The organism is Alteromonas sp. AMM-1 (assembly GCF_047290655.1).
GTDB classification, from domain to species: domain Bacteria; phylum Pseudomonadota; class Gammaproteobacteria; order Enterobacterales; family Alteromonadaceae; genus Alteromonas; species Alteromonas mangrovi.
This window is the reverse complement of the sequence record NZ_JBLBUE010000039.1, coordinates 1-26,585: the sequence shown is the minus strand read 5'-3', so window position 1 is coordinate 26,585 and position 26,585 is coordinate 1. Positions and strand designations below refer to the sequence as shown.

Sequence of the window (26,585 nt, the reverse complement as noted above, 5' to 3'; positions counted from 1 at the left end):
CCTTCAAAGTAACTCATGGTTTCACTCCTGAGTGAATTCAGGGCGACATTGCCCTTCCTTCAGCTTAGAAGCGGGGAACGAGATCAGAATATAATTAATGAGGTGGGGGCGGCACTACTACCGCGGAGCGGTTTAGTCCTTTGACCAATAGCAGAAGTCCAGTGTCATAGGTCTGACTGTCTGAAAATGTCTAGAAACAGACTAACGCAATACTGGTCACCCATGAACACTCTGCGCTCATTGGTGCCATTAAAATCTCAGTGAGCTATTTCGCTTACTGGATTCTCCTTCAAAATGTAACGCCTCTTACGACTCATTAAGCGCTCTATCAACTTTAAACAGATTTCACGCCGGGGCGTCTATTGAGTGGGCTGCATCCTGTTTATGTCGTTGGTTTGGCTAAGTTAATGGTATGGAGCAAGCCGCTGGTGTGATTTATCTACTGATCATTAACTAGAACTAAAGCCCTATACAAGAGCGACTATTTGACGACGGCCCTGCTAATGATAACCATTATCTCACAATGTATAGTTAGGCAGTTAAGCCGGAGAAAGTCATTTCAGGTCCAAACAGCAAAATACGTATTAAATGTATGCTGTAAAGCGAGGGGCTTTCTCATTAATTTTGCCGTTCCTGGAGGACAAGATGAGAAAATATGTGGCGATATTCCTGACACTGTTAAGCAGTGTCGCGTTTGCAGATGAGTGTGCTGTTACCATCGAAAGTAATGACATGATGCAATTTAATATGACGGCAATAACTGCGCCGGCAACTTGCGACACCTTTACGGTAACATTAAAACACACCGGCCAGCTCGATAAGAAATACATGGGTCACAACTGGGTGCTGTCAACCACGGCAGATGCCCAGGCTATTGTTGGCGGCGCACTGAAAGCGGGTGCCGATAACAACTATTTACCACCGGGTGATAAAACCATTATTGCAGCAACTAAGATCATTGGCGGTGGCGAGCAGGATACGGTAACGTTCGACATGAGTAAGTTATCCAGCGCAGAAGACTACACTTTCTTTTGCAGTTTCCCGGGCCACTTTGCCATTATGAAAGGCAGCTTCGTGGTAAAAGGCTAATCGCCTTCGCTATTAATAGCCCTAGGTTAATAGCCTCAGGCTTACGCCGGTATACGAACATTCTTATCGCCCAGGTTTATCAGCCCGGGCGATAGTTTATTCAGCATGTTTCTTTGGTTCAGCCTTTGTTGGACTCAACCGGAAACAGCGACATCAGCCCGTCGATTAATGCCCGCTCCCAAATAGTGTAGTCATGCCCCCCTGCGTATTCACGGTAATACACTTCATAGCCCTTCAAGGTAAGCATATCGCGTAAATGTCGGCTGCCAGACAAAATGCCTTTTTGCCCGGTGGGGCTGGATTCAAACAATCCGGCACTAATGGCATAGCGTACTGATTGCATAGGGGAAGCCATGACCCGTTCTGATATAAAGTACTTGTCTTGCGGGTAATCCGGCCGATCTGCCCACCAGAATGATCCACTCATCACAACGGCATTGCCAAAATAGTCTGATGCGCGCAATGCATGAGTAAACGCGCCAAGGCCTCCATAGCTGGCACCGGCCAGCACTCGATTGTACGCTGCAAAACTGCGCGATGTAACGGACGCAACGGCAGGCAGGAGTTCGTGAGTTAGCATTTGCGTAAACTGAGGGTTGTCTGGTAGCTCCATGGCGCGGGTGCTGTTGTCGAGCGAATCAACTAGCACCACTTCCAGTGCCGGGATCCTGTTATTCAGCACTGCGCGTTCAAGTGATGCAAGTACATTTACTTCTGAGGAGAACTGCATGCCGTCAAATAAGATCACTTGAATGGGCGGCGCAGGATGCTGATTAGTAGGTGAGGTGTAAACCGATATGAGACGACTGTTGTTAAGGCCTGCGCTGGTCAAGCTGAATTGGTGTATATCGCCCAGCAACGGGCAGGCGTCAACACAAGATTCAAAAGTGGGAGCGTTGGGCAACGCCACCATAGAGAATTGAAAATGCGGATCCGTTGAGGCGGGTTTGGTCAGTCGCGGATTTAGCGGATCGCGCTGCGCCGTGGCTTTGAGCGCAACACGCTGCTCAAACGGGCTGCCAGCAAATTGGGGCACATCAGGCGCAATCTGGTAAGACAGTACCGTGGAGTCTGGCACCGTGTAAGTTTTAAACCAGATATCGCTATTACCCAGTCTTGTCATCCAGCCATGGTCTCTGTCGGGGGCGCCAAAAATAAGTGCGTTGAATTGCGCGCCTTTGTGAATGAAGGTAAGCAGGCTTTCACCGGGTTTGCTGGTGGGCTCAATAATTGGTGAGCCGTTTTGACTCAGTGAGCGCCATACTGCTTCCGCAAGATGTCCTGCCTGTAATGTCTGATATGCTCGCGCTACCATTGGGCTGACAAAGCCAGGCATAGCCTGAGTTTGGTGCTCCGGTGCCACTACGTTCAACAGCGTGATATCAACAGGGTGATTGGATTGGCTGACTATGAAGGGCGAATCTGAAGAGGCCACAAAGTAAAACCCGGCACGGCCAGATTGTTCGGGCACCAGTTGCCGAACGCAGTGCGAGGCTGAACTAACTGGGCCAGAATTAGCGAGGCACAACGCAAATTCACCTTCTGATTTCGCTTCGCCCGCCACATAACTGCCTTTTGTTACAGACAGCTGTAAAACAGGCTGTGCCGGTGTGATCGAAAATAACGGCTGGTTAATGTTGGTTGTTCCCGCTGCCTTTGCCTCCCACAATAGTTGTGTGGCAAGCAGGCTGATTATGATTGCCAGCCTGCGTGTCAGTAGTGCGCGTTTCACCTTCGACCTCATGTTGATACTCTTTGATTTTTTATTTTGCAAATAATAACAATTATCATTTGCAATTGGAATATTTGAGGACTAAGGTAAAGATAAGGAGGGCACAGTTATGCAAATTTCCTATCTATGCGCCAAACACAACGACTGGGTGTATGGGCACCCACAAGAGGCCTTGCACTTTCTTGCCAGAGACGAGTGGCAGGGCACCACGCTATTTTGCGACGGGCAATTTCGGGAGTGTATCGCCTATCTGGGGTGTGCATTCGACATAGCAGTGATCTTGCTGGAAGTCGAAGAAGGTCAGAACCCAGGCATGATAGAAAAGGTGAAGTCGCTGTCGCTGCTTTTGTGCACAGCTTATGAGTCCTTGCACCTGTCTGAGTACCGTCATGCAATAGAGCGTCGGGTGAGCAGGGTATTACAAGCAGCCGATAGTCAGCGTCAGCCTATTGCGTTGCAGCGCTATGGTGCGTAGCAACGGGATCGAATGGAGGCCACACAAATGAATGATTATCAGATTGCATATAGTTATTGGGAGCAGTCTGTTTGCCGGGCAAACCGCTGTTTCGACCGTTCACATACCTTGCTGGCGTTATTTTATTATCAGCAAGCCATCCAGCGCAGTGACGTGTTACTGGAAGCTAATCCCGCCAGTCGTCAATCCATCGGGGCCATGTTGGTGAGTCACCACAACCTGGCCGAGTTGTATCAGCGCAATGGCGCTTATCGGGCTGCCTGGCAACACTTTCAGGCTGCGCGCCTGAAAATGCACGACATCCTCCAAACCTGCGGAAGCTTGCCAGGTCCGCTGTGGGGAAGCCGAATTGCCTATACCCAGTTGTGTTTGTTCGAAGAGCAACACGGCACATTTGGTGCCAGTAAATCCGGGGAACACAGCCCGGCTAAATCACGCACTCTGTCTCCAACGGTGTCACAGGTGTTCCCACTGACACAGCAATCAACCACCCATTAATTAAGCAGGAGAGCAATCATGCAATACACACGACTATTCACGTTATTGTTGGCGGCCATGTGCACACTATTGAGCCCGCTGGCGTTAGCGCATGAAGGACACGATCACAACCATTGGACCAGCCCACTGTTACATGCATTGTTTTTGCTGTCACTGGCGGCGGTAGGCCTGGCCTGTGTGTTTGCGTTATACAAAGCCATTAATCGTTCGTCTTCCCGGGAGTCTTAAGCGCATGATGTATTCCATATTGCGGCAACTCGACAAACGCCTGCCTTTTGCAACCGTTAGCGCACATTGCGATATCCCGTGCAAAATTTACGATCCCATCACGGCTCAGGTGGCCGCACTCAGCGTGATCAGACTCACCGACTTGCTGCTGGAGCTGGATACCGGAACGCCACTGTCGTTGAATCAGCAGGCGCAGCTTAGCCGGCTGGTAAGGGAAAAGGAAATTCATGCCGAAAAAGTAAAGGCCGAGGTACGGGTAATTTGGGGTGATTACTTTAAAGCTGCACAATTTGACGTGTTTGAGGATACTCACGCACTGGTGCACAACATCATGCTGGCGGGTTCTGCATGTAAACAGCATATCGACCGCCAAAAGTGCGAATCGCTGCTGCAATTGGTTAATCAGTTTGCTGGCTATTTCTGGCAATCCAAAGGCGTCGCTACTAAAACGGCAACGTGTCCGTATCCGCCCTCGATGCCTGTACTGTATCCGGATCTGTAGTGCTATCCATACTGCGTGTGCAGGGGCGGAGTATGCTGCCCACCTTGCCACCAGACAGTTATGTGCTGGTGGCGAAACTGCCATTTCAAACAATATCCCTCAACGATATGGTTGTGGTTAATACGGCGCAATACGGGGTCATTGTGAAACGCGTAATGGCTGTGAACGGCAACCGAACACTATTTTATTTGTGCGGGGACAATATTGCCGAGAGCATTTCAACCAACCAGATTGGCCCGGTGTGTAAAGCAGATATCGCGGGTAAAGTGATTTGGAGCAAAAAGCCGCCCCAGTCGGCTTGCCAGAGCTTTAGCTAGTGGCGGTTCTGGGTGCGTACAAAAAGCAAAACATCATGGCACCGCGTTGAAATTACGTGTTTATGTTTGCAATGTCAGCATTGTCGGTATTGTGCAAGAAAGGGTACACTCGTCTGAAATCTTAACCTTGTTGCGATACAGGATGTACCCGTGGATAGCATTTTAATTGAAACCCTAAAAGCAGGGTTACAGAAATCGCCGAATGAACCGGCTTTAGTCAGGCACCTGGCTGATGCGTATATTGCCGAAGAACGCTTGAATGATGCTATAGCGCTGTTGCAGCAGTGTGTGTTGCATCATCCTGATGATTCCGAAGCAATGCAAAAGCTCATTGATGTGATGCAAAACGCAGGGCACAAGGATGTTGGCGTGTATCAGGCATTGCAAAGTGCAGGCAGCGTTAAACACAATAACGCGCCCGAAGTCAGCAGAGTACGCGGTGCAAAGTTAAAACTGGTTTCCACTAACAGCACTGAGTACGACCCCACAGACGACACCCATGAACAGGATGATGTCATTTATCTTAACGACGTGGCGGGAATGGAAGCCGTTAAAAAGCGCTTAACCCTGTCGTTTCTTGCCCCACTTAAACACCCTGAATTAAGTAAGCAGTTTGGCAAAAAAGTGTCGGGCGGTTTATTGCTGTACGGACCACCCGGTTGCGGTAAAACCTACATTGCACGGGCGTTGGCAGGGGAGTTGGGGGCTAAGTTTATCAATGTCGGTATGGCCGATATCCTGGATATGTACGTGGGCGAAAGTGAACGTAAGCTGCACGACATTTTTCAGACTGCGCGGCGCAATGCGCCCTGTGTGTTGTTCTTTGATGAGCTGGATGCGCTGGGACATAAACGTACCAACCTGAAGAATTCAGGCATGCGAACCCTGGTAAACCAACTGTTGAATGAAATGGACAGTGTGGAGAGCAACAACAAAAATGTGTTTGTTTTAGGCGCCACCAATTTACCCTGGGACGTCGATCAGGCGCTAAAGCGCCCCGGCCGGTTTGATCGCATGGTAGCAGTATTCCCGCCCGACAAGGTTGCCAGAAAAGCGATTTTCGAGATGAATCTATCAAACACGCCAGTTTCAGGGCTGAGTATAGACAAGCTGGTTGATAAAACAGAGTTGTATTCCGGCGCTGACATTGCGCATATTTGCCAGTCGGCAATTGAAAATGCATTGGAAAAGAGTCTTGAGCTTGGGCAGGTAAAAGCGCTCGACGACAAGGATTTTGCCGCACCGCTCAAAGAGATCAAAGCGAGTGCCCTGAGCTGGTTTGAGTCTGCCCGCAATTACGCGCTGTTCGCAAACGAAAGTGGCAATTTTGATGAGCTGCTCGAATTTATAAAAGCAAAGAAGCTATAACATGGTTGCTATTGAGCAAATTGAAAATTTACTTGATATTGCCAGGTTCGACGAAGCGCTTAAACACGCTGGCAGGTGGGTAGCTGAGTACCCGGATCACGGATATGGTTATGCATTGCTTTGCCGGGCCTGTCTGGGGTTAGACAATGCACCGGATGCAGAAAGGCATATCAGGCGTGCGCTGTCTCTTGAGCCGGATGAGGGCTATTTTCACTTTCTGTATTCCATTGTTGCGTTGCGCCTGAAACATTTTGAGCCCGCCCGCAAACACGCCGAAACGGCGGTAAAATTCGATCCTGAGAACGATCAGTTTCTGCTGCAATTATTCTACATGCACCTTCAAAATGGCGAGCTTAAACAAGGTGAAATAGTCGCTAATCAATTGGTGGCGTTGGTACCTGATGCCTATGAAGCGCATCAGGCCAAGGGCGAGGTGTGCCACAAACTGGAACGCTACAAAGAGGCTGGCGAACATTTCGCGATAGCTTTGTCGCGCTCTCCAGAAAACGACTACCTGCAGTATTCGCTGGCGTATTGTCAGTTAGAAACCAAGCAGTACCAGGACGCGGTGCTCAACATGCTGAATCTGGTGAAACGCAACCCTGCGGATCACGACTATGCCAATGAGCTGTATCGCATGATTTGTCGATATAAGGGCAAGTCGAAAGACAAAAACGACGCTTTCTGGCAGCAATTACCCCGCGAATGTCGTGTTTTTTACGAGCAAAAAGAGGCGTCCAGAGGATTTACTGGCCGATGGGCTAAGTGGTTAACTATCACAAGCTGGCTGGTTGTGTTGGCGGGAATGGTGTGGTTATTCAGCGTGATTACACCGCAATAGATGGATGGGTCATTAGATGTTAGCCAATGAAAATTAAAAAATACGCGTTTATATCGCTAATTGTCGTTGTAACGCTTGGCATGCTGATACCTGAAAATGTTGCCATTCCGGTAAAAGGGGCAACGTCTGGCGACTGGAATCACAACACCTTTTGGCATGCGCCGTGGGGCGCATCTGGTGTTCACAAGGGAATAGATATCTTTGGCAAAAAGGGAACTCCCGTCACGGCATCGGTATCGGGCGTTGTGGTGTTTGCCGGTCTATTTGGCAATGGTGGCAAGGCCGTGGCGATACTTGGTCCCAAATGGCGTATTCACTATTTCTCTCACTTAGACAGTGTTGCGGTAGCGCCGGGCGATATTGTTGGGATCAATAGCGTTATCGGTTCACTGGGCGATTCCGGCAATGCCAGGGGTAAGCCGCCCCATGTTCACTATTCCATATTGTCGTTGTTGCCTGTTCCCTGGCGATTTACAACGGAAACGCAGGGATGGAAGAAGATGTTTTATTTAAATCCACACGACAAATTAGTGTAGGTCATACCCCGCAGCGGCCACGTGGAATAAGCGCTGGTCCACATTGGCGACATCAAACTAATCCAGTTCCTGCTTTTTCAGCAGATGTTATATGCCTGTGAGCGCTAAATCCCTTTTGTAAGCTTAGGTTATGGCTCCCGCCCTTTCTTTTGGCGTGTCTCCGGGCGCTTTAGCGACAAACCATATGCTATCTGTTTCGCCATTGTAGGCCCGCTGTTTGGTTTTACAGGCTGCCTTGTAGAATATCCCGGCAAACACCAAAGCCAGTATTTCCACAAACAAGGTATCGGTGCCAGGCTGCCACTGTGAGTTGTCAGTTGTCATCCAGGTAATGAACGTGGTGAGGGGAATGCCAAGACAGGTCAGAGCGGTGAGTCCCTGCAACACAATGGCCGATTTAGCTGCACCTTGCCAAAAGGCAAAAACAACACTGCTAACAAACACACCGTAATACACATTAATGTAGCCAAGGTTAATGTCTACGCCAGCCAGATAAAGCCATTTTGAGGCAAGCAATGTAGTGGTAACGCCTAGTATCGAACCCACACACACACCAATAGTCAAATTAGCCATAAAGGTAACCGAGCGGGTTTGTCTGGCTTGTTTCTGACGGCGTTTCTCCAGCCACAACAGATTACCGGTGTAAAACAAAATGGCACCCATAATACCCAGCAGGAAGTAAATCCAGCGTCCGGTATCGCCGGCAAAATTGCCAAAGTGCAGGGCAAAAAAGCTCTTTACAATAGGGCCATACATGCCGTTGTCGGGTATGCTCAGCGTGCTGTAGGTTACTTGCTGGGTGAAAGGGTGCATGGCAATCACATCGGCATCCCCCGTCCGCTGCAGACGCCCGTCACCGGCTACTTCAATAGTAAGCTGAGCGCGCGGTGTGGTTAAATTGTCGAAAGACAAACTCACTACTTCATAGCCATCAACCAGGGCGTTTACTGCGTTAAAATAGCTGTCTATCGAAGGTAACTCTGCCAGTGTATACACTTGCTTTGAGCCGCCGTTGCGCTCAAACATGGGTTCGTCACCATAAATAAACGACAAGCCGCCATACAACATATCGTGAAATGCAAACACCACCACTGTCCAGGCTATCAGTAAATGGAACGGCAGGCTGGTAATGCCTATCAGGTTGTGGGTATCCAGCCAGAACCGGTTTGCACCTTTGCTTTGACGCAGCGCGAAAAAACTTTTTACCAGACTAGGTAGCAAAAATATCACACCCGATACCAGTGCGATGAAATACAGCGCCGATGCTACGCCAAGGATCAGCACACCAATATCTTCGTGCCCCAGTGAGCCCGGAATGCCCGCGGTGCGATGTAATTGGTCAATTAAATCGCCCAACACATTCTGTTTGTTGGCTACGGAAACCAATTCGCCTGATTCGTTAAGGGAAGCGTGGCGCATCTGGTTATGAATATGCAAACCGCGTCCGCCACCTTGCTCATACCAGGTCATCGGGCTCTGTTGGCCGTCGAAGTGCAATGTAAAGCCATTCGCGGCAGATGCGAATTCCGAAGTCGCCTTGTGGACCAATGTATCGTATTGCTCAAACGAAACCGGCGGCAGGGTGTGGTTAGCAGGAATGGCCCATTGAGTTAACGGCGCTTTAAACATGGTAAGCGCGCCTGCGAAAAAGGCAATAAACAGGAGTAATCCGGTGGTGATCCCCGTCCAGGAGTGTACCGGCTGATAGGTGCGAAGTACGTCGCTACGGATTTTCATAGAGTGAACCTCAATAACAGGAATACCGCCCAGGCCACCAGATTGGCAGCACCCAGCATAAGCACGGCCCGCCAACCGGTCCTGAACAAAAAGGAGAAAGACAGGATGAGCAACCAGACTGGGCTTATCATCCACATATTAAATTGCACTTTGTTGGGAGACTGAATGCCACCTGGCCCATACCAGGCAAATAGGCCAATTAGTGCAAAGGAAAATAACAATCCCAGTAGCGTGGCGGCTACCGATTTAGTAAACCAGTGTGGCTGAATTTTTTCATGTTCAGATAACCTGGCCATTACGCCTCCCTGGCCGGGTGTATCAGCGAGAAAAAGGGCAGGGCGCCAAGTACCACCATAATGCTAAGCGTCCAAATACAAATGGCCGCTGCGATGGAAACCGTGTTAAGCCAGCAAACCAATGCCGCTAAGTTCAAAATATACCCTGCATAACGCAGTGTTAACGTGAGTTGCGCTGCAAACAGACGTTGATTTTTATTGCTGCCGTAAAGGAACAGACAGCCAATAACTTCAAAGATCAGCGCGAGAAAAACCACCATGCCTAATCCATTAGATTATTAAACGTTAATGCAAATCATACTCATTTGCATAGGTTTGTATATGAAAATCTGGGTTAATTTTTGTAAATGTGATCATAGTCTACGCTAAATTAAGTTTCTGTAAATGTTATTGATAATGATTATCATTTAATGTAGTGTCGGGGTTCTGCAGGGACAACCATAACAACTCTCGTTGCTTTTTCTCTAACGCCCGCGGATTTTTCGTTTCACACTAAGGACAAACCATGAATAAACCAAACGCTTTGTTTTATAAGCGAAAACTTGCTTTAGCTTGTTGCGCAGCACTGTCGGCTACCTGTCATTCAATGGCACTGGCGGAGGAATCAGCGGATGCTGAGAACGTTGAAGTTATCTCGGTAGTTGGGCACAAGCTTACCGAATTTGAACAGCAAAATAATGGTGGCGCACTGGGCAAACGCGCTATTCAGGAAACGCCATTTTCGGTAGATGTGATTTCGCTGGAAGACTTGGAAATTCGTCAGGTAAACACCCTGAATAGTCTGTTCAGCCGCGAAGCGTCGGTATCGATAGACGGTAGTGCATACAGCTCGTTTGGTGACACAATTCGCGTACGCGGATTAGGATTGGATTACACGCAGAGTTTTAAAATCAATGGCCTGTCGGTAAACAGCTTCAGCGGTGAGTTGCCGTATGAAGCCTTCGAACAAGTTACCCTGATTAAAGGGGCTACCGGCTTTATGTATGGCATGGCTGCACCAGGTGGCATTGTGAATTACGCTACAAAGCGCGCCAAAAATAACGCGGTAAGTGCAAACGTAGGATTGCGCAGCGACAGCGTGCTGAGTGCGCATGTAGACGCAAGTACTCGGTTTGGGGACAATAATGCCTACGGTTTGCGTGTAAATGCGGTAAAAGAAAACGGCGACACGTATCTGGACAACGGCGGTATCGACCGTGAAACTGTGTCTCTGGCGTTTGATGCTAACCTTACTGATTCCCTGTTGTGGACAGTGGATTTTATTTATAGCGACCGCCTAATCGAGAATTCATGGAACCGGTTTTCGGTTAATATGGCCGCTACCGAGCCATTACCCGCCACTGTGAGTGGTAGCCGAAATCTGGCCGTAGATGGCACATTTGACGGATACAAAAACCTGATTGCGCTGAGCAGCCTGAAGTGGAATATCAACGACAACTGGCAGTTCCAACTCGACTACGACGCGTCGAAAAACGAAACCCGCTGGGTGAAAAGCCTGAATTACTTGCTAAACAGTGCCGGTGATTTGAGTATTTTAACTTATGAGCAGTACTTCGACGTAGATTACGATCAGGTGCAGGCCATGGTAAACGGTGAGTTTTCCACCGGCGGAATTAAGCACAATGTGGTAGTGGGCGCATCACACCAGGAAGCTACCACATATCGAAACGACGGAGGCCAGTATGGCCGCAAAGTCACTCGCGGATATGCTACCAGCAACCTGTATACACCGGGTGATGTGCCAGCCTATCAGGCCACGCTGCAAAAAGATGCGCCGGTAGCCTGGGTAGATACTCAGCAGTCAGTATTCGTTAGCGATTACATCGAATTAACCGATGAGTGGGAATTGTTGCTGGGGATTCGCTCTAACAGCATTGAACATGAAGCCAGTGAGTATTTCCTGTCCTACCACGACAACTACGATGACACCGCTGTATCGCCTACCTTAGCCCTGATGTTTAAGCCATCGGCGCATACCACCTATTACGCCAGTTATGTCGAGTCGTTTGAAGGACAAACCTCAGCGGTAGGCGAAGAGTATGCCAACGCCAACGAGCTGTTACCGCCACTGGAAAGCTTGCAGTATGAACTGGGATTAAAAATGGCCGGACAGGGCTGGTCATTGAGTTCAGCCTTGTTCCGTATTGAGCGCGGCGCAACCATGGTAACCGACGACAACTACCTGATTCAGGACGGGATCTCGTTGTATCAGGGCCTGGAGTTCAGCGGAGCCTTAACCGTAACCGACAACCTTTCGCTATATGGTGATGCCATGTTCCTGAGCGCAGAGTACGACAAAACCAGTACGGCGAATCAGGGCAATGATGTGGGGGGAGCACCAAAGAATCAGTTTACCCTGCAAACCAACTACAATGTATCTGCTGTGCCTGGTTTAACCGTCAATCTGGGCGGTAAGTTCCATGGCAAAACGGCACTCGACGCAGCGAACAACTGGGAATTGCCTTCTTATACACTGGTATATGGCGGCGTGAGCTATACCACTACGCTAGCCGACAACGAACTTACGCTGATTGGCTCGGTAGATAACCTGTTCGACAAGGAGTACTGGGCAATCGGCGATTCCTATGGCGGCGGCAATATGCGCATTGGTGAGCCACGCACCTTTGCAGTGAAAATAAAAATGGATTTTTAAGCCGTATTAATCAGCTTTCAGGTAACAAGGGCGGCATGATGTCGCCCTTTTCATTACACGGCGACTTTTAAGTAGCCTTGTTCAATCGCCAGATGCACCAGTTCTGTATTGGTGTGGATCTGTAACTTGCTTTTAAGCTGGGTCAGGGTATTCGAAATGGTCTTGCTCGACACATTCAGGGTATCTGCAAGTTGAGTACGATCCAACCCCTTGGCAATGCCAATAAACACATCAAATTCCCGTTGTGTTAACTGATCGCAAACCGCCTCGTTTTCCTGCATTTGGTGAGTGGCAAGCTGGATCGCCAGGCTGTGTTCAATGTAGCGTTTGCCTGAACGCACCGTCTTGATGGCGTCTATCATGGTGTCAGGACTGCTGCGTTTGCTTATATACCCCATCGCACCCGTTTGCATGGCGCGTTGTACTACCGAGGGTTCGTCAAACATACTGAAGAAAATTATCTTTAACGCAGGCCAGCGGCGCAGCATTCTGCTTGCCAGCGTGAGCCCGCTTGACGCTTCCAGATTGATATCCAGAATCACTAAATCAACAGTGTGCTGCCCCAGTACTTTAAGCGCCTGTTGGGCATTTTCAGCCTCATCCACCTGGGTTTCAGGCAACATCATGGTGAGTAGCGCGCTGTAGCCTTGCCGAACCACAGCGTGATCATCAACGAGCAATATACGCATGGTTGAGCTCCTTGTTGAAAGTGACAGGTACACTCAATGAAATATGCGTGCCTGTATTGGAAGAATGAATGGTTAATGTGCCATTAGCCAACGTTGCCCGTTCCTGCATGGATTCCAGGCCAAGCCCACCTGGCGCGGTGTCTGGTGAAAAGCCTTTGCCGTTATCGCGAATTAGGATCTGCAACTGGTGGGTATCGGTAGTCAGGCTAATATCAACCTGATCCGCCTGGGCATGTTTGGCAATGTTATTCAACGCTTCCTGAACAATGCGATACACCTGGGTGTCGCGCTCAGGATGGGCTTCAAATGGGTGAAATTCATCCTGCCAGTTCACGTTGATATTGTGTATGTCCTGCCAGGTTTGGGTGGCTTGCTGAATCGATCGTATCAGTCCCAACCGGGTTAAAAACACCGGATAGAGCTGAGACGTTACCTCTTTCATACCCTGATGCACTTCGCGGCATTGCTGCTGAATTTGCTCACAGGCTTTGGCCACATACTCCGGATGTGCCCGCTGTTGTGACAACATGTAAGTTTGTACGGTGATACCGGTAATCAGTTGTCCCAGATTGTCGTGCAGTTCGCGCGCCAGACTCTGGCGTTCCTGCTCCTGTATGGCGGCTACGCGTTTGCGTAACGACACCACCTGATTCTCTTTGGCCTGCAAGTTTGACGTTAGAGAGTTGTAATGGTCGATCAGGGTTTGAATTTCGGCAATATCGGTGGCATCACCATTGAATTGGTATTTTCCGGTGGTCATGGAGTTCAGGCCTTCACACAGTTTTGCCAGTGGTTTTAAGCGAGAGTTAACTGCATAGCGCAAGCTTAGCAAGGTCACCACCAATGCAATAAAGAATATCCCAAGTACCTGAATAACCGTGGCTGAAATTTCGCTGAGTTCTGCATCTGTATTGGCCGCTATCCAAAACGACTTACCACTCTGACGGTGGGTTATCTCCAGCGGGGGGAGAGAAGCATTAAAATCTACTAACGGGGAAGTCTGGCTGGATTCAAACGCCGGCGAGGGTGTATTGAGTAATACTACGTCCCTGTTATTTTGAAGCAACAAGCGGAGCGTTTCGTAGGGAATATCACTGTCTGCTAACACCTTTGCCTGCTCAAATGCAGCGCGCGCTTCTTTTTGAATATCAGCGTTGGCCTGCAAAAACATCACCACCGACAGCAATGAGAAAACGCCGGTAAAAATCATAACCACGGTCAGTGTGATTCTGTTGGAAGCAAGCATAGCCCAAGTCATTCGATAATTAACAATACTGTAACATTATATCCTGTTGCGGCATGTCGCGGGCTGAGTTGAGTTAGTACTTTGGTCAGGAAAGCAGGGGTACTTTAGTCGTAGTGAGTGGCGAATGCTTAACCTTGCTTCACTCAAAACGTCATGGATCTTCATTCGAATCATTCACAGTACGAAAGTGCTACAGCCATGAGTGTACAAAAGATCAACAATATTTTTACCATTTATTAATAAATAACAAGGGTGGTGAAATGAAACGGTTACAATCAATATTGTTGTTCGGGACACTTATTCTGGGTTGCAGCGCACTGCAGGCCTGGGCAGGAAGCTGGCAAACAAATCAGGCTGTCGGCAATTTTACAAAAGTACATGTATACACCCCGGATACGGTGTCGCCAGTGGGACAAGGGCGCGCATTGTTAGTGGTGTTGCACGGATGCACCCAATCGGTTGATGCCTATCTTACCGCAAATCTGGAACCGGCTGCTGAGGCCTACGGTATGGTGATTGCAGTACCGGATGCACTTAACAAAGCGGGATTCAGTTGTTGGTCGTACTGGCAGGGAACCAAGTCACGCAGCGCGGGCGATTACGCCAATTTACTTTCATTGGTATCGGCGATGACAGCAGATACCAGCAAAGGAATCGATGCGGACCAGGTTTACATTGCTGGCTTGTCATCAGGTGCCGCATTCGCCAATACCACTGCCTGTCTTGCGCCTGACGTGTTTGCCGGTGTGGGCGTGAGTGCTGGCCCCAGTATTGGAACCAGCTCAAGTGGTGCTATTGGGAGCTGTGAGTACGCTGATGTGGCCACGCGCTGTCAGCAATATGCTGGTAGTTATAGTGGTTCACTAACAGACCAAATTGCATCCATTGCACATGGCGATGCTGATACAACGGTAGATCAGTGTTACAACCGCCAGAATGCGGAAGGTATGGCGGATGCCTACGGGGTAACGGAGCTACCGGGAAGCACCGTGATTGGTTCAGGTAGCAGGACCATGCAAGAATTTTTATGGCAGGATGGCCGGGTATCCATGGTGTGGTTAAACGGTGTTGATCATGCCTGGTCGGGGGGCGCTGGTGCCAGTGGTTCTTATGTAAATGGCAGTGGTTACAACTACGCGATGTATCTGGGCCAGTATTTTGCCGACAATAACAAGCGGGTGGATCGCAATCAGGCGCCGGTAGTTAGTGCTATAACCGCACAGGACGCAGGCGGGCAACTCAACATTACCGGCAATGCTGTCGATAATGACGGTAGCGTGGATGCCGTTGAAATCCTGGTGCAAGACAATGCGCAAAACAGCTATCAGTACACCACAACTACGCAGCAAAACGGCGATTTTGCGGCAGTAACAGCGAGTCTGCCTGATGCGTTATACGTGATCACCGTTTCGGCAACAGATGATGCGGGCGCGGTATCCAATGCTGTGTCGGTAACGGCAAGAGTGGGGCCACCACCGCCACCCACTGCACCAGAATTAGCGAATGTTGTGTCGGATGTTGCTGCGCAATGTGTAACGGTAAGTGGCGAAGTGTTTGATGAAAACGAAGACCTGAGCACAGTATTGGTAGGGTTTGCCACCGGGAATGTGAGTGCAACGGTTAATGGCGTGAGTTTCAGTGCGCAAGCCTGTGAACAGCCGGGCGGAGAACAAACGATTACAGTTACTGCCTCCGATACTGCTGGCCTGTCGTCCTCAGTATCGGTTACGGTTACTGTGGATGCAGGTGTAACGGCCACACTAACCGATCACATCAATGCAGGTCGCCTGGACTATACCAATTACGCCAATTGCTATCTGGAGTACAGCACGGCAGCGTTTAAATTAAACGAGGTGAGTAACAGCAACCAGATGTGCCAATGGCAGGATAACGATGCATCATGTACAGGTCCTGTGCAGGCGTGTTCCGGTGGTGGCAGCACCGGAGGCGATGGCGGCTCTGGCGGTGATGACGGCGGTACTGGTGGTGGTACGGGAGGCAATACCTGTGCAGTATACACTACCGCGAATTATTATCACAAAGTGGCGGGGCGTGCTTACAGCACCGGCAACTACTGGACCCCAGATTATTTCGCTACGGGTACCAATGCGCCGCTCAGCGGTTCTACCTGGGGCAATAGTACGCTGCATTCCAGTGATGGAAACAACTGGTATGTAGGTAGCTGTCCGTAATGTGAAATAGCGTAAAATTAAACAGGCCGGTAACCGGCCTGTTGTCTGCAAAAGAGGACGGGAGTGCGCTACTTTATGCGGCGTATCACTACTAACCCGGCCAATGCCAGTAACCCAAATATTCCCCAGCTGCCAGCGTGATACTCCACCACTACTTCGGAGGTGTAGGGTTGATCAAAGTCTGCACTTTCCAGGCTTTGGTAAGATAAGTCTGCATCGGTGTAGGCATCAATCGTCGCGACATGTTTTTCAGTGGCGGCATCAATTAATTCAATTAGAATGTCGTAATCGCCCGTTGGGTATCCGGTTACCAGATCGCTTTCCAGCAACACAGAGTCATCACTGCTTTCGCCATACAAGGTGAAAACCGACGTTACATGAAAGGGCTCGTAATAGTCGTTTTTTCCCAGATATACAATGGCATAGACGGGTGCTTGGTAGTAAGCCGTATCGGCATCAAACTCCAGACTGAAGCCAGAAAAATAGCCGTCGTAATCGCGGTCACCAAATAACGTTATCCAGGCATCGTAGAACCAAAAATCTATGTGATCGGTGGTGCGCAGCATTTCACCAGTTTTACCCGACAGACTGCTTAGGTCTGCCTGTTGTTTGTGTTTTGGCGTGCCGGCAAGAGCGGTCTGTAAGTCGGGCTGATTAAACTGCTCTTTTACGTTAACGGTTGGCGTGTCGGCATACGTTACAGCAGATACGCTCAACGACAGTGCGAGTGAGGCCAATATTGCTTTAATCTGTGACTGGATTCTCATGGTGTATCCCTCTGGGTCTTTTTATCTACACCTGTAGTGTGCGCAGAGTAAGATGAACAAAAACTGAAGTGAAACTTAAGGAAAGATGTATGAAAGCATTGTTAACGTTGGTTCTGACAGGGCTGATTAGTCTGTTCCCATTGCTTAGTTATGCGGAAAATCTCACCATTACGGCCATTAATGACACCGTATTTTTACATCAGTCATCCCGTCAGGTTGAAGGTTATGGCGCCGTAACCGGCAATGGGTTAATTGTGGTAAACGGTGCGGAAGCTTATCTGGTAGACACGCCTTGGGATCGCGATGATATTGGCGTTATCCAGAAGTGGCTTGAGCAGCGCTCACTGAGCCTGGCAGGTGTTATTGCTACGCACTCTCACGACGACGCTGGCGGCAACCTGGATGTATTTAACCAACAACACATCCCCACCTGGGCACACGCACTTACCAATGAATTTTTGCAAGAAAAGGGTGAACAGCCTGCAACGCATATGTTTACCGAATCAGATACGGTTTTAACTGACACTATCGAAGTGTTTTATCCGGGGCCAGGACATACGCTGGACAATATCGTCGTGTGGCTGCCCAAACAGCATGTGTTGTTCGGCGGCTGCTTTATACGCGCAATGGAAACCAACTCCATGGGGTACACAGCTGAAGGCGATGTAGTCCAGTGGGGGGCGTCAGCTCAACGTGTATTGGACAGGTATCGCGATATTGATACCGTTGTGCCCGGGCACGGCGAGACAGGCTCGGTTGAAATGATCAGGAAAACACAGCGTATGGCGCAGCAAGCGGCTGCTGACATTCTTAACCAGTAAGTTGCGCAGGAAAAATGGCTGTTGGTTCACAGAATAATCAATTCTTACGACCAGTAACATTGTGCACGCCGGACAGGGCCGATAAGCTGGCACAATAATAAGATCAACCAACTCATGCCGCGCTTTCTGCCTGTAATCAAATAGGTGTGAGCATGGGTAATATTGTTTACATCTTTCTCCGTTAACTGCTTTTGGAGATATGTGTTGTTTTAGTGCTTCAGGACCCGTATTTCTTTGGAGTATTTATGCAACGCAGACACTTTATTAAACAGGCCGTAGGCGCAGGTCTCGCCGGGTCATTGTTGGGTTGTGCTGGTCGTCAGCCCGCCACCGTTTATCATCCTCCTCTATCACCCATTGAACTGCCCTTGAGTTTGCCGCCACTCGAAAAAGTAGAAGCGCGCAGTGATCGCATTGTTGCTATGAATGTGTGCACCCGGCCATTTCGGGCAATGGGGCCTCGCACCGATGTGGAAGTGATGGGAAACAAAACCGTTATACACAACTACGGTCACGGCGGGAGTGGATGGTCGCTGTCGTGGGGCGCAGCTGCACTGGCAGAAAAGCAGATTCAGGCAGAAGCGAATACCCCTGTGGCGGTGGTGGGCTGCGGCGCTATTGGACTTACCACTGCTATCGCCTGCCAGCGCGCGGGGTATCAGGTTACCATTTATGCCAAAGAGCGGCCGCCCTATGTGCGCTCCAGTTATGCAACGGGAATTTGGTCACCAGATTCACGGATTGTTACGCTGGAACATGCCAGCGGGTATGCGCAAACCTGGCAATGGATGGCGCGCCTCTCTTATCTGCGTTTTCAAACCTTACTGGGGCTGCCCGGACACCCGGTTGAGTGGACCACGATGTTTCGCATGGCAGACAAGCCATTTAGCGAAAAGGGCGGGCATAATATCCCGGGCGAGCCGCCTTATCCGGCTTATCAACATGAATTGCTTAACGACCTCACGCCGAAAGCACGCAATGTACCTACAGAACTCAATCCGTTTGCCACGCCCTATGTTCGTCAATTTCCGTTGCTCATGTTTAATATCAGCGCCTATTCACAGTATTTACTCGATGTGTTTGCCCGCAATGGCGGCGTGATTGTGCATCGTGAACTCAGACAACAGGACGATTTTAAGCACTTTGATGAGTCTGTTATTGTGAACTGCACCGGGTATGGCGCTAAGGCACTGTTAAACGACGACACAATCACACCCGTACGAGGACAAACCTGCAAACTGATCCCTCAACCGGGATTGCAATACGGTATCCAGTATTTCGACAAACACACGTCGTTTTATCCGCGTCGCGACGGCATTCTCGTGCAAGCGGGTGCAGAAGGTGACTTTAATAATCCTCAGGCGAATCTTGATCCGGCAGAGTCTATTGCTGCCGTGAATGCAATTGCTGACATTATGCAATCGATGCGTTCTGTTTAGGCAACTGCTCCAATAGGGATTAGGCGGATTGGCTCCAGGAATAGCAGGGCTTGTTACCTACTCAGACGATTGTGCGGCGCGCGCTTTTTCAATCCGTTCTTTTAACATGGGATGCGAACTCAATAACTTATTGATGTCGCTTTCTTCCGGGGAGGCACTAGCCAACGACTCCAGGGCATTGGCAAAGTCCTCTGGGGTCAGGCCTGCTGCATTGGCATGTTTAAGCGCAAAATCGTCGGCCTCAGTTTCCAGCTTCTGAGAAAACTGATTGTTGATCAGGGTATTACTTGCACCCATAAAGGTTTCGAATACGCCACTCACGTCACCGAAGAAATAGGTGATTACCACAGTGGTAGCAATGGTTTCTGCTATCAGACGCATGGAATGTTGTTCGTTTACATGTCCAATTTCGTGCAACAAAATAGCAGAGAGCTGCTCTTCGTTGTTGTTCACCAGCGCAACCAATTGATCGGTAAATACGATGGTTCCATTAGGCAGCGCAAAGGCGTTTGCCCCCATTTCGTCTGTGTATCTGAATTGCGTGTTAAAATCCGGGTGATCCAGGTGAAGCGCATTAAATACGGATTCGAAGCGTTGAGTTAAGCGTTGCTGAACATCTTCGTCCAGCTTAGTAGGATTTAAAATAGTGCGATCGAGTGCTGCTAAAGTATGGCGGGAAGCCACGTCCTTTAACGAGTATGGCACGTAAGACGCAAAGGATATTGCCATGGCAGGGATAACATATTTAAAGATACCAACCAGCATCAACGGGGCTAACACCACACTGGCAATGGCCCATTTGGCACTGTTTTCTAACGATGACAATGACCAGTTACGTTGACTGTGTTTGCCACCTGCTTTGGTGTCGAACCAGCGATGTAACGTGTCGTCGGCGTGAATCGACAACATGTCGCCATTGCCCAGCGCGACTTCTCTTGGCAGGTTGCCTACACGGCTGTTAGTACGAATCGCCTCACGGGTATGCACGCCAAGAACTGTGCGTTCCGGAATGGCGTGCAGCGTGAAAAACGCGTCGTCCAACACCAGTTCAACCAGTTGATGCACAGTTGAACCGGCTGAGTAAAGCTTGCCTGTGTAGATCATAAAGGGTACTTAACCCAGTGATACATCGAGGTCGAAAGCACTGGCGACTTCTTCAGCTGTTGCCGTGCCGATTTGCTCGTTAGACGCCACCACAGAATCAATACCATCCAGTACATTCACCTGTGTATGCCCGGCCAGGTAGCTTAGCGTGCGCGTCTTCACCCACGGAAGTGCCAGGCCAAGGCTGAAAACCAATGCCAGCATGTTGGTAATTTTAAGCACTAGAAAGCCACCCACGGTAACGTTTGACTCAAACGTTGCTACATTGGCCAGACGCGTTTGCGCATACATGTGATTGCGGATCATGCCCGAGTAAATGGCGCTCGCTAACGTAAATACCAGGAAATACAGAATGAACACACCCAGCATTACCGAAATGCTGCCTGCCTGTTCAGCGGATTCTTTCGCCCCGGCAAATACTGCAGTCGCGCCAATAAGGCTTATGCCAACTATAAAGGTAATGATTGAGACTACACCTGCTGCCAGACCTGCAACAAAATACGTACCGCCACTCAATTCTGTACTAAATGCCTTGTCGCCATAAGTGGTGTTATTAAGAATGAATTCATCCATCTTTTTGAGCGCCCATGGCATGGCAAGATACAGCGTAAACACGGTTAAAAACGGGAAGAGTAAAAACACCAGAAAGGCTTCGCCATAGCGGCCGGTAAAGCCAAAACGCACATTGCGGTAGCTGGTCATTTTCATGCCGAACTGCATGCCCTTGCAAATTAACCAGGGCGACAATATGGCAACAGCCAGTGCCATTACAACGGCAACAATTGGGCTGGTGGATATGGCAAGAATATAGCCCACCAGTAAGATGGCGCTGATAATACGGCCTTTCAAAATTTGCAACGGTTCTGCCAGATAAGAAAAACGGTGTCCGTCGATTTCCAGGTTACCGTAAAGATAGCGATTGGTGCGCACTTTGGCCCAGGCTGAATAAATGCCAAGCGTAACAATGGAGAGCAGTAGATTTACAATCCAAATGGAAAAGAATTCTTTTGCAGAACCGTGAAAATTCACCGGGGATTTACGTAAAAACGTGCTTTCCTTATCAAGTACTTGTGATGATTCTTCTGAGATGTGTTCCGCGTGACTGGCTATCAGTTCGTCGAGTTGTTTTGCTCGTTCGGGATACAAGGCTTCGTCAAGCGTTGCGCGTGCATCACATAATTCCTGGTAAGAATAAGCTGAATAATCGGGAGTGGTATCCACGTGACCTCCTGTCTGAGTAATCGTCGTCATGACGAAAGTGACCTGAACGCAAACTCAATCTGAGAGAGGCATCCGGGGTTGTTGTTTATGTTAACCGTTATTTTGTAACTGTTTTTTTAGATGAATGCAACAGGCCTGTGATACAGGCCTGATCGGAAGGGCTATTCTTCTTCGCCCATTTCATCGCTTATTTCTTCGGCGTCTTCACCAATGTAATAGGTGCCCCAGCCGTCGTAATGAACCTGGTGTTTGTCGGCAATTTTTAATAGCGCATCAATATCGGCATCGAGCTCTTCGCGCTTTAAAAAACGCTCCGCGATAACATCGAAACAGAAAACCGTACCGCCGTCATCTAAGTAGACTTCTTCAGCATCAGTCACTTCAAAGCCCGCTTTAAATGCATCTACTGCCGCTTTTTCCAAACGGTCAAAGTTATTGCACGCCATGTGGTGTTCAATGGTGTATTTAGCGTCGGCTTCGCTGCCGTCGCTGATTAGCGCCTCAATGGTTTCCTGATTAAATTCGTACCATTCTTCGCGTTCGTCAAATTGTGTCATAGTGCTTCCGCCTTCTCACGTATAAGTTTATTTTATCGTGATTTTTCCATTTCGGCGACTTCAGCATTTAACTCTTTGAATTTTTTTTCCATTCGCTCGTGATAATGAGCCATCCAGCCCTTGGGGGAACGGGAATCATCCAGCTGTTCTGGTGCCTCAACATCAACCAGCACTACCCCGTTATTCCAGCGATTCCAGCGAATCTTATTGTGCAGGTCGCTGGCCGTTACCAGCATCATGGGGGTATCGGTGCCGCGGGCCAACCGGAACGCGCCTACTTTGAACGGCAAAATGCCCCGACCATTTGAACGGGTACCTTCTGGAAAAAACCAGATCGAGAGATTTTTTTCGGTAATTTTTTTAGCAGTAAGACTCAGGGTGTCCATGGCTTTTGAGGTATTTTTGCGGTCGATCAGAATATTACCGCTTAACCAGTAAATCTGGCCAAAAATGGGGATCCACTTAAGACTTTTCTTACCGATGGTAACTACGCCGGGCACAGCGGCTTTGCAAATGGTGATGATGTCGTAGCTATTCTGGTGATTGGCAATCATCACGTAGGATTTGTCGGTGTCCAGATTATCGGGATAGCGAATAATCACTTTGAGCCCCAGAATACGGGACATCTTGCTATACCACTGGCCTGCAAAATACACATTGTCGCGATGAAAAGGGCGAATAACACATCGCAAAAGCACGACGATATTAATCAATAAAAAGGCTACAACCAACAACAAGGCCCGAATAATAGCTAACACTTAAATACCTTTTGGAAAATTTGCGCAGGATTATAACGGCTTAGGCTTGAACATCATCTCCGATCAGTCGCGAGAATCGCCACAAAATGCCACTGTTGTTATTGATGACTCGTGCTATGCTTGAAAGGAGTATCTATTGTAGCGGCTATCGCGCTATTTCGTAATGCTGATGAGCCAATAAGCGCCAGTCTGGTGATTATGTGGCGCGAATGGCTTAGTGAGTTGTATTACCATGCAAACGTTTATACCTGAAGAGCTTGAACCGGAAATCCTGTCCGACTTGATTGAAGAGATCCATGAGCTGTACGAAGCCAGCGAACAAACTTTGATCGAACTTGAATTAAAGCCGGAAGACAACGAACTGCAGCGCGCATTGTTTCGCTCTGTGCATACCATTAAAGGGGATCTGGGGCTGGTAAATTTCTCGCCCATCATTCCTTTGCTTCAGCACGTTGAAGATTTGCTGGACTTCCTTCGCAAGGGGCAGGTTAACTACACCAGTATCATGAGCGATTTAGTATTGCTCACTATGGATAGGGTAAAGCAATTTGTAGAAAGTGTTATTGCCAGTGGTGAAGCACAATACGACGATGTGTTATACCAACAGCTGATTATGGCAATCAAGCGAATCACGCCAGACAACAAAAATCAGCATGATAAGCTTTTAGGAGAGGCGGTTTTACTGCTGAATCCGGAACTTGATCAACCTGTTACAGGCAATGACATTAGCGAAAAGCCCGCAGATAATGTTGCTTCACCTGCGCCACAAAAGCCGACACTGGGGAAAACTGGGATCCCGAAAGATCTCAGCGCAGAGAAGCGCATGGACATCCTGTTCTTCCGCGAAATGATGCAAACCATTGAGCACCGTTCAAATTACTGGGCGGGCAGGGGAGATCGCATTGCTAAACTGGCGTTGTATGTGAACGATGTAGCGGGCAACCCAATTGAAGAAGATCAGCTTGCGGTAGCCTGTTATGTTCACGATTTTGGTATGGCGTTTATGCCGTTAAAACTGCTGCATAAAAACGATCCGTATACCGACAACGAGTTTAATCTTATGCGTTCTCACGTGTACAAGAGTTCGCGCTTATTGGAACACCTCGATCAATGGGACATGGCGCGCAAAATTGTCATGCAGCATCACGAGCGGGCAGACGGTTCAGGGTATCCATTAGGTTTGAAAGAAGATGATATCTGTGATGGGGCAAAATTGCTTGCCATTCTGGATACCTTTGATGCGATGACCCATTCCCGAGCCAGAGCCGACAAACAACCGATATCCAAGAAAATGGCCGTTATTGAGTTAAATCGTCAGGCCGATGGCAAATTCAGCCATACCTGGTTGCAGTACTTTAACCGGGCAATGGCGAAAGTACTTACCCGATAGTCAATATGTGCTGTCAGATCTAAAAGAGGAAGCCAGGCTTCCTCTTTTGCATTTTAATGTTTACGCATCTACGCCCAGTTCTTTCAACTTGCGGGTGAGGGTATTTCTGCCCCAACCCAGCCGTTTTGCGGCTTCCTGTTTGTGGCCGTGAGTGTGATACAGCGCGCGTTCCAGCATTATGCGTTCGAAGGTTAGCATGGCGTCATTCAGGATGTTGTGTTGACCTTCCTTCAACTGACGATCCACAAAGGTGGCCAGTAAATCGGTCCAGTCACCGCTTTGCGATGTGCCTTTTTCGATGACACCACCACTGTGAATTTCCGGTGGCAGGTCTGCGGGCAATACTTCCTGGCCAGAAGCCATAACGGTTAACCAGCGACATACGTTTTCTAACTGCCTTACGTTACCTGGCCAGGGTAATTGGCTCATGACCTTTTCTGTTTCTTTGCTGAGTATTTTGCATTCCACTTCAAGCTCTTTAGATGCCCGGCGTAAAAAGTGTCGTGCCAGTAGTGGTATATCTTCCCGACGCTCATTCAGCGACGGAATATGAATGCGAATTACGTTTAAGCGGTGAAATAAATCCTCACGGAATTTTCCATCTGCAACGCGCTTTTCCAGGTTTTGGTGGGTTGCCGCAATAATACGTACATCGACGGTTACCGACTGATGTCCGCCCACGCGATAAAACTGACCGTCAGCCAACACACGAAGTAATCGCGTTTGTACATCCAGTGGCATATCACCAATTTCGTCAAGGAACAGCGTTCCACCATTGGCCTGTTCAAACCTGCCCTGACGGGCGGCCTGTGCACCAGTGAAGGCGCCTTTCTCATGACCAAACAATTCGGATTCCACCAAATCGGCAGGTATCGCAGCCATATTCAGCGCAATAAACGGGTTGGCTGCTCGCGGGCTATGGCGGTGTAACGCATGCGCTACCAGCTCTTTACCAGTACCAGACTGACCGTTAATTAGCACACTGATGGAAGAACGTGATAACCGCCCAATAGCGCGAAACACTTCCTGCATCGCAGGGGCCTCACCGATGATTTCGGTGGCGGATTCGGCTTGTGGTGCCTGTCTGGTGCGGGACTGCTCGCGCGCGTGGATTAGTGCGCGTTCTGTCAGAGTCACCGCTTCATCAATATCAAAGGGTTTGGGCAGATATTCAAATGCACCGCTCTGGTAAGCATTTACTGCGCTGTCCAGATCCGAATGCGCTGTCATAATGATCACCGGGATCATTGGCGCTATTTGATGTACTTCTTTTAACAGCGTCATGCCGTCCATTTGTGGCATACGTATGTCTGAAATAACGACTTCAGGATACTGGCCGGATTCCAGTTGTAACAATAAATCCTGGGGGTTCTCGAAACAACAGCAGTCAATATTGGCTGCCTGCAATGCTTTTTGTAACACCCATCGAATAGAGCTATCGTCATCAACAATCCATACAGATTCAGTATTCATGATTACGACTCCTTCCTGTCGATCGGTAAAGATATAATAAATTCAGTGTGACCAGGACGGCTGTCGACTTCGATCTTGCCATCGTGGTGATTAATCAGTGTTTGTGCAATAGATAAGCCCAATCCAGAACCTGTCTCTTTGCTGGTGACCAACGGGTAAAAGAGGGTGTCGCGTATATCTGCGGGAATACCCGGGCCGTTGTCGATCACTTTGATTTGTGCTGCCAGCGAGTGACGCTGCCCATGTATGGTTAACTGACGCTCAATGCGGGTAACCAGTCGAATATGGGGATTGGGTGTTTTAGAGTCGCGCAGCGCCTGCACGGCGTTACGCACAATATTCAGTACAGCCTGTTGCAACATATCCGGATCCACTTTTATGTCGGGAATACTGGGATCGTAGTCGCGCGAAATCGCAATAGCCTGGCTGGTATCGGCTTTCATTAAACTGCGGATTTTTTCCAGCGGGCGATGCAGGTTACACCACTCTAAACGGGGCAGAGAATTGGGGCCTAATAAGCGGTCAACCAGATTACGCAAGCGGTCGGACTGCTCAATAATAAGCTGAGTAAATTCTTTTTCGTCGGGGGACGAGAGGGCCTTTTCAAGTAACTGCGCTGCACCGCGAATACCGCCAAGCGGATTTTTAATCTCGTG

27 protein-coding genes are annotated in these 26,585 nt (G+C 49.0%); 14 read left to right on the top strand and 13 right to left on the bottom strand.

Going from position 1 to position 26,585, the window contains the following annotated elements; translation table 11 throughout:
• The first annotated feature begins 645 nt into the window (after positions 1-645).
• Complete coding sequence (azu, locus tag ACLR2L_RS09110) at positions 646-1,089, top strand: azurin (protein ID WP_140959240.1); 444 nt, start codon at positions 646-648, stop codon at positions 1,087-1,089.
• Positions 1,090-1,207: 118 nt separating this feature from the next.
• Here the strand turns inward: azu and ACLR2L_RS09105 are convergent, their stop codons facing one another.
• Complete coding sequence (locus ACLR2L_RS09105; protein ID WP_413367594.1) at positions 1,208-2,833, bottom strand: alpha/beta hydrolase-fold protein; 1,626 nt, start codon at positions 2,831-2,833, stop codon at positions 1,208-1,210.
• A 97-nt stretch (positions 2,834-2,930) separates the two neighbouring features.
• On the opposite strand from ACLR2L_RS09105, the gene ACLR2L_RS09100 reads away from it, so the two are divergent.
• The 8 genes from ACLR2L_RS09100 to ACLR2L_RS09065 all read left to right on the top strand — a co-directional run bounded on the left by ACLR2L_RS09100 (position 2,931) and on the right by ACLR2L_RS09065 (position 7,586).
• Positions 2,931-3,296 (top strand): hypothetical protein, encoded by a 366-nt coding sequence (locus ACLR2L_RS09100; RefSeq protein ID WP_413367592.1) that lies wholly within the window; start codon positions 2,931-2,933, stop codon positions 3,294-3,296.
• A gap of 27 nt (positions 3,297-3,323) precedes the next feature.
• Positions 3,324-3,794, top strand: a complete 471-nt coding sequence (locus ACLR2L_RS09095) for a hypothetical protein (protein ID WP_413367590.1) — start codon at positions 3,324-3,326, stop codon at positions 3,792-3,794.
• A gap of 18 nt (positions 3,795-3,812) precedes the next feature.
• Positions 3,813-4,022: a hypothetical protein gene (locus tag ACLR2L_RS09090; RefSeq protein ID WP_413367588.1), complete on the top strand. Its 210-nt coding sequence runs from the start codon at positions 3,813-3,815 to the stop codon at positions 4,020-4,022.
• Positions 4,023-4,026: 4 nt separating this feature from the next.
• Entirely contained in the window at positions 4,027-4,524 is a 498-nt protein-coding gene (gene sodN / locus ACLR2L_RS09085) for a superoxide dismutase, Ni (protein WP_413367586.1), read from the top strand.
• Positions 4,524-4,841, top strand: coding sequence for a S26 family signal peptidase (locus tag ACLR2L_RS09080; RefSeq protein WP_413367584.1), 318 nt, complete (start codon positions 4,524-4,526; stop codon positions 4,839-4,841). The genes sodN and ACLR2L_RS09080 overlap by 1 nt, the downstream gene beginning before the upstream one ends.
• Positions 4,842-4,991: 150 nt before the next feature.
• Entirely contained in the window at positions 4,992-6,209 is a 1,218-nt protein-coding gene (locus ACLR2L_RS09075; protein WP_413367582.1) for an AAA family ATPase, read from the top strand.
• A 1-nt stretch (position 6,210) separates the two neighbouring features.
• On the top strand, positions 6,211-7,050 hold the full coding sequence (locus ACLR2L_RS09070) for a tetratricopeptide repeat protein (protein ID WP_413367580.1): 840 nt from the start codon (positions 6,211-6,213) through the stop codon (positions 7,048-7,050).
• A 26-nt stretch (positions 7,051-7,076) separates the two neighbouring features.
• Positions 7,077-7,586, top strand: coding sequence for a M23 family metallopeptidase (locus ACLR2L_RS09065; protein ID WP_413367578.1), 510 nt, complete (start codon positions 7,077-7,079; stop codon positions 7,584-7,586).
• Positions 7,587-7,709: 123 nt separating this feature from the next.
• Here ACLR2L_RS09065 and ACLR2L_RS09060 read toward each other — a convergent pair whose 3' ends face one another.
• Genes ACLR2L_RS09060 through ACLR2L_RS09050 form a run of 3 tightly spaced genes read right to left on the bottom strand, consistent with a single transcriptional unit; the run spans position 7,710 to position 9,879 of the window.
• A complete protein-coding gene (locus ACLR2L_RS09060) occupies positions 7,710-9,323 on the bottom strand; it encodes a PepSY-associated TM helix domain-containing protein (protein WP_413367576.1) in 1,614 nt (537 codons plus the stop codon).
• Complete coding sequence (locus ACLR2L_RS09055) at positions 9,320-9,619, bottom strand: hypothetical protein (RefSeq protein WP_413367574.1); 300 nt, start codon at positions 9,617-9,619, stop codon at positions 9,320-9,322. The genes ACLR2L_RS09060 and ACLR2L_RS09055 overlap by 4 nt, the downstream gene beginning before the upstream one ends.
• On the bottom strand, positions 9,619-9,879 hold the full coding sequence (locus ACLR2L_RS09050) for a hypothetical protein (RefSeq protein ID WP_413367572.1): 261 nt from the start codon (positions 9,877-9,879) through the stop codon (positions 9,619-9,621). Before ACLR2L_RS09050 ends, ACLR2L_RS09055 begins: the two co-directional genes overlap by 1 nt.
• A gap of 245 nt (positions 9,880-10,124) precedes the next feature.
• Between ACLR2L_RS09050 and ACLR2L_RS09045 the strand changes: the two genes are divergently transcribed.
• A complete protein-coding gene (locus ACLR2L_RS09045; RefSeq protein ID WP_413367570.1) occupies positions 10,125-12,272 on the top strand; it encodes a TonB-dependent siderophore receptor in 2,148 nt (715 codons plus the stop codon).
• 53 nt (positions 12,273-12,325) lie between these two features.
• Here ACLR2L_RS09045 and ACLR2L_RS09040 read toward each other — a convergent pair whose 3' ends face one another.
• Positions 12,326-12,961: a response regulator transcription factor gene (locus tag ACLR2L_RS09040; protein WP_413367568.1), complete on the bottom strand. Its 636-nt coding sequence runs from the start codon at positions 12,959-12,961 to the stop codon at positions 12,326-12,328.
• Positions 12,942-14,207, bottom strand: coding sequence for a sensor histidine kinase (locus ACLR2L_RS09035; RefSeq protein WP_413367566.1), 1,266 nt, complete (start codon positions 14,205-14,207; stop codon positions 12,942-12,944). Before ACLR2L_RS09035 ends, ACLR2L_RS09040 begins: the two co-directional genes overlap by 20 nt.
• A 260-nt stretch (positions 14,208-14,467) precedes the next feature.
• Here ACLR2L_RS09035 and ACLR2L_RS09030 point away from each other — a divergent pair, with 260 nt between their 5' ends.
• Complete coding sequence (locus tag ACLR2L_RS09030; RefSeq protein ID WP_413367564.1) at positions 14,468-16,399, top strand: PHB depolymerase family esterase; 1,932 nt, start codon at positions 14,468-14,470, stop codon at positions 16,397-16,399.
• Positions 16,400-16,467: 68 nt separating this feature from the next.
• Here ACLR2L_RS09030 and ACLR2L_RS09025 read toward each other — a convergent pair whose 3' ends face one another.
• Positions 16,468-17,166, bottom strand: coding sequence for a choice-of-anchor H family protein (locus ACLR2L_RS09025; protein ID WP_413367562.1), 699 nt, complete (start codon positions 17,164-17,166; stop codon positions 16,468-16,470).
• 89 nt (positions 17,167-17,255) lie between these two features.
• Between ACLR2L_RS09025 and bla the strand changes: the two genes are divergently transcribed.
• A complete protein-coding gene (gene bla, locus ACLR2L_RS09020; RefSeq protein ID WP_413367560.1) occupies positions 17,256-17,987 on the top strand; it encodes a subclass B1 metallo-beta-lactamase in 732 nt (243 codons plus the stop codon).
• A gap of 245 nt (positions 17,988-18,232) precedes the next feature.
• Positions 18,233-19,426, top strand: coding sequence for an FAD-dependent oxidoreductase (locus ACLR2L_RS09015; RefSeq protein WP_413367558.1), 1,194 nt, complete (start codon positions 18,233-18,235; stop codon positions 19,424-19,426).
• A gap of 57 nt (positions 19,427-19,483) precedes the next feature.
• On the opposite strand, the gene ACLR2L_RS09010 is transcribed toward ACLR2L_RS09015, so the two are convergent.
• The 4 genes from ACLR2L_RS09010 to ACLR2L_RS08995 all read right to left on the bottom strand — a co-directional run bounded on the left by ACLR2L_RS09010 (position 19,484) and on the right by ACLR2L_RS08995 (position 23,066).
• A complete protein-coding gene (locus ACLR2L_RS09010) occupies positions 19,484-20,530 on the bottom strand; it encodes a M48 family metallopeptidase (protein ID WP_413367556.1) in 1,047 nt (348 codons plus the stop codon).
• Positions 20,531-20,539: 9 nt separating this feature from the next.
• Positions 20,540-21,751: a YjgN family protein gene (locus ACLR2L_RS09005; protein ID WP_413367554.1), complete on the bottom strand. Its 1,212-nt coding sequence runs from the start codon at positions 21,749-21,751 to the stop codon at positions 20,540-20,542.
• Between the two features lie 161 nt (positions 21,752-21,912).
• Positions 21,913-22,308: a ribonuclease E inhibitor RraB gene (gene rraB / locus ACLR2L_RS09000; RefSeq protein WP_140959222.1), complete on the bottom strand. Its 396-nt coding sequence runs from the start codon at positions 22,306-22,308 to the stop codon at positions 21,913-21,915.
• A gap of 32 nt (positions 22,309-22,340) precedes the next feature.
• Positions 22,341-23,066 carry a 1-acylglycerol-3-phosphate O-acyltransferase gene (locus tag ACLR2L_RS08995; protein ID WP_140959220.1) on the bottom strand — a complete coding sequence of 242 codons (726 nt, stop codon included), beginning with the start codon at positions 23,064-23,066 and terminating at the stop codon, positions 22,341-22,343.
• 232 nt (positions 23,067-23,298) lie between these two features.
• Here ACLR2L_RS08995 and ACLR2L_RS08990 point away from each other — a divergent pair, with 232 nt between their 5' ends.
• On the top strand, positions 23,299-24,456 hold the full coding sequence (locus tag ACLR2L_RS08990; RefSeq protein WP_140959218.1) for an HD domain-containing phosphohydrolase: 1,158 nt from the start codon (positions 23,299-23,301) through the stop codon (positions 24,454-24,456).
• A gap of 60 nt (positions 24,457-24,516) precedes the next feature.
• Here ACLR2L_RS08990 and glnG read toward each other — a convergent pair whose 3' ends face one another.
• Together glnG and glnL are read right to left on the bottom strand one after the other, a co-directional pair.
• Complete coding sequence (gene glnG, locus ACLR2L_RS08985; RefSeq protein ID WP_413367551.1) at positions 24,517-25,929, bottom strand: nitrogen regulation protein NR(I); 1,413 nt, start codon at positions 25,927-25,929, stop codon at positions 24,517-24,519.
• 2 nt (positions 25,930-25,931) lie between these two features.
• On the bottom strand, positions 25,932-26,585 hold a 654-nt coding region (glnL, locus tag ACLR2L_RS08980), incomplete at its 5' end, for a nitrogen regulation protein NR(II) (protein ID WP_413367549.1).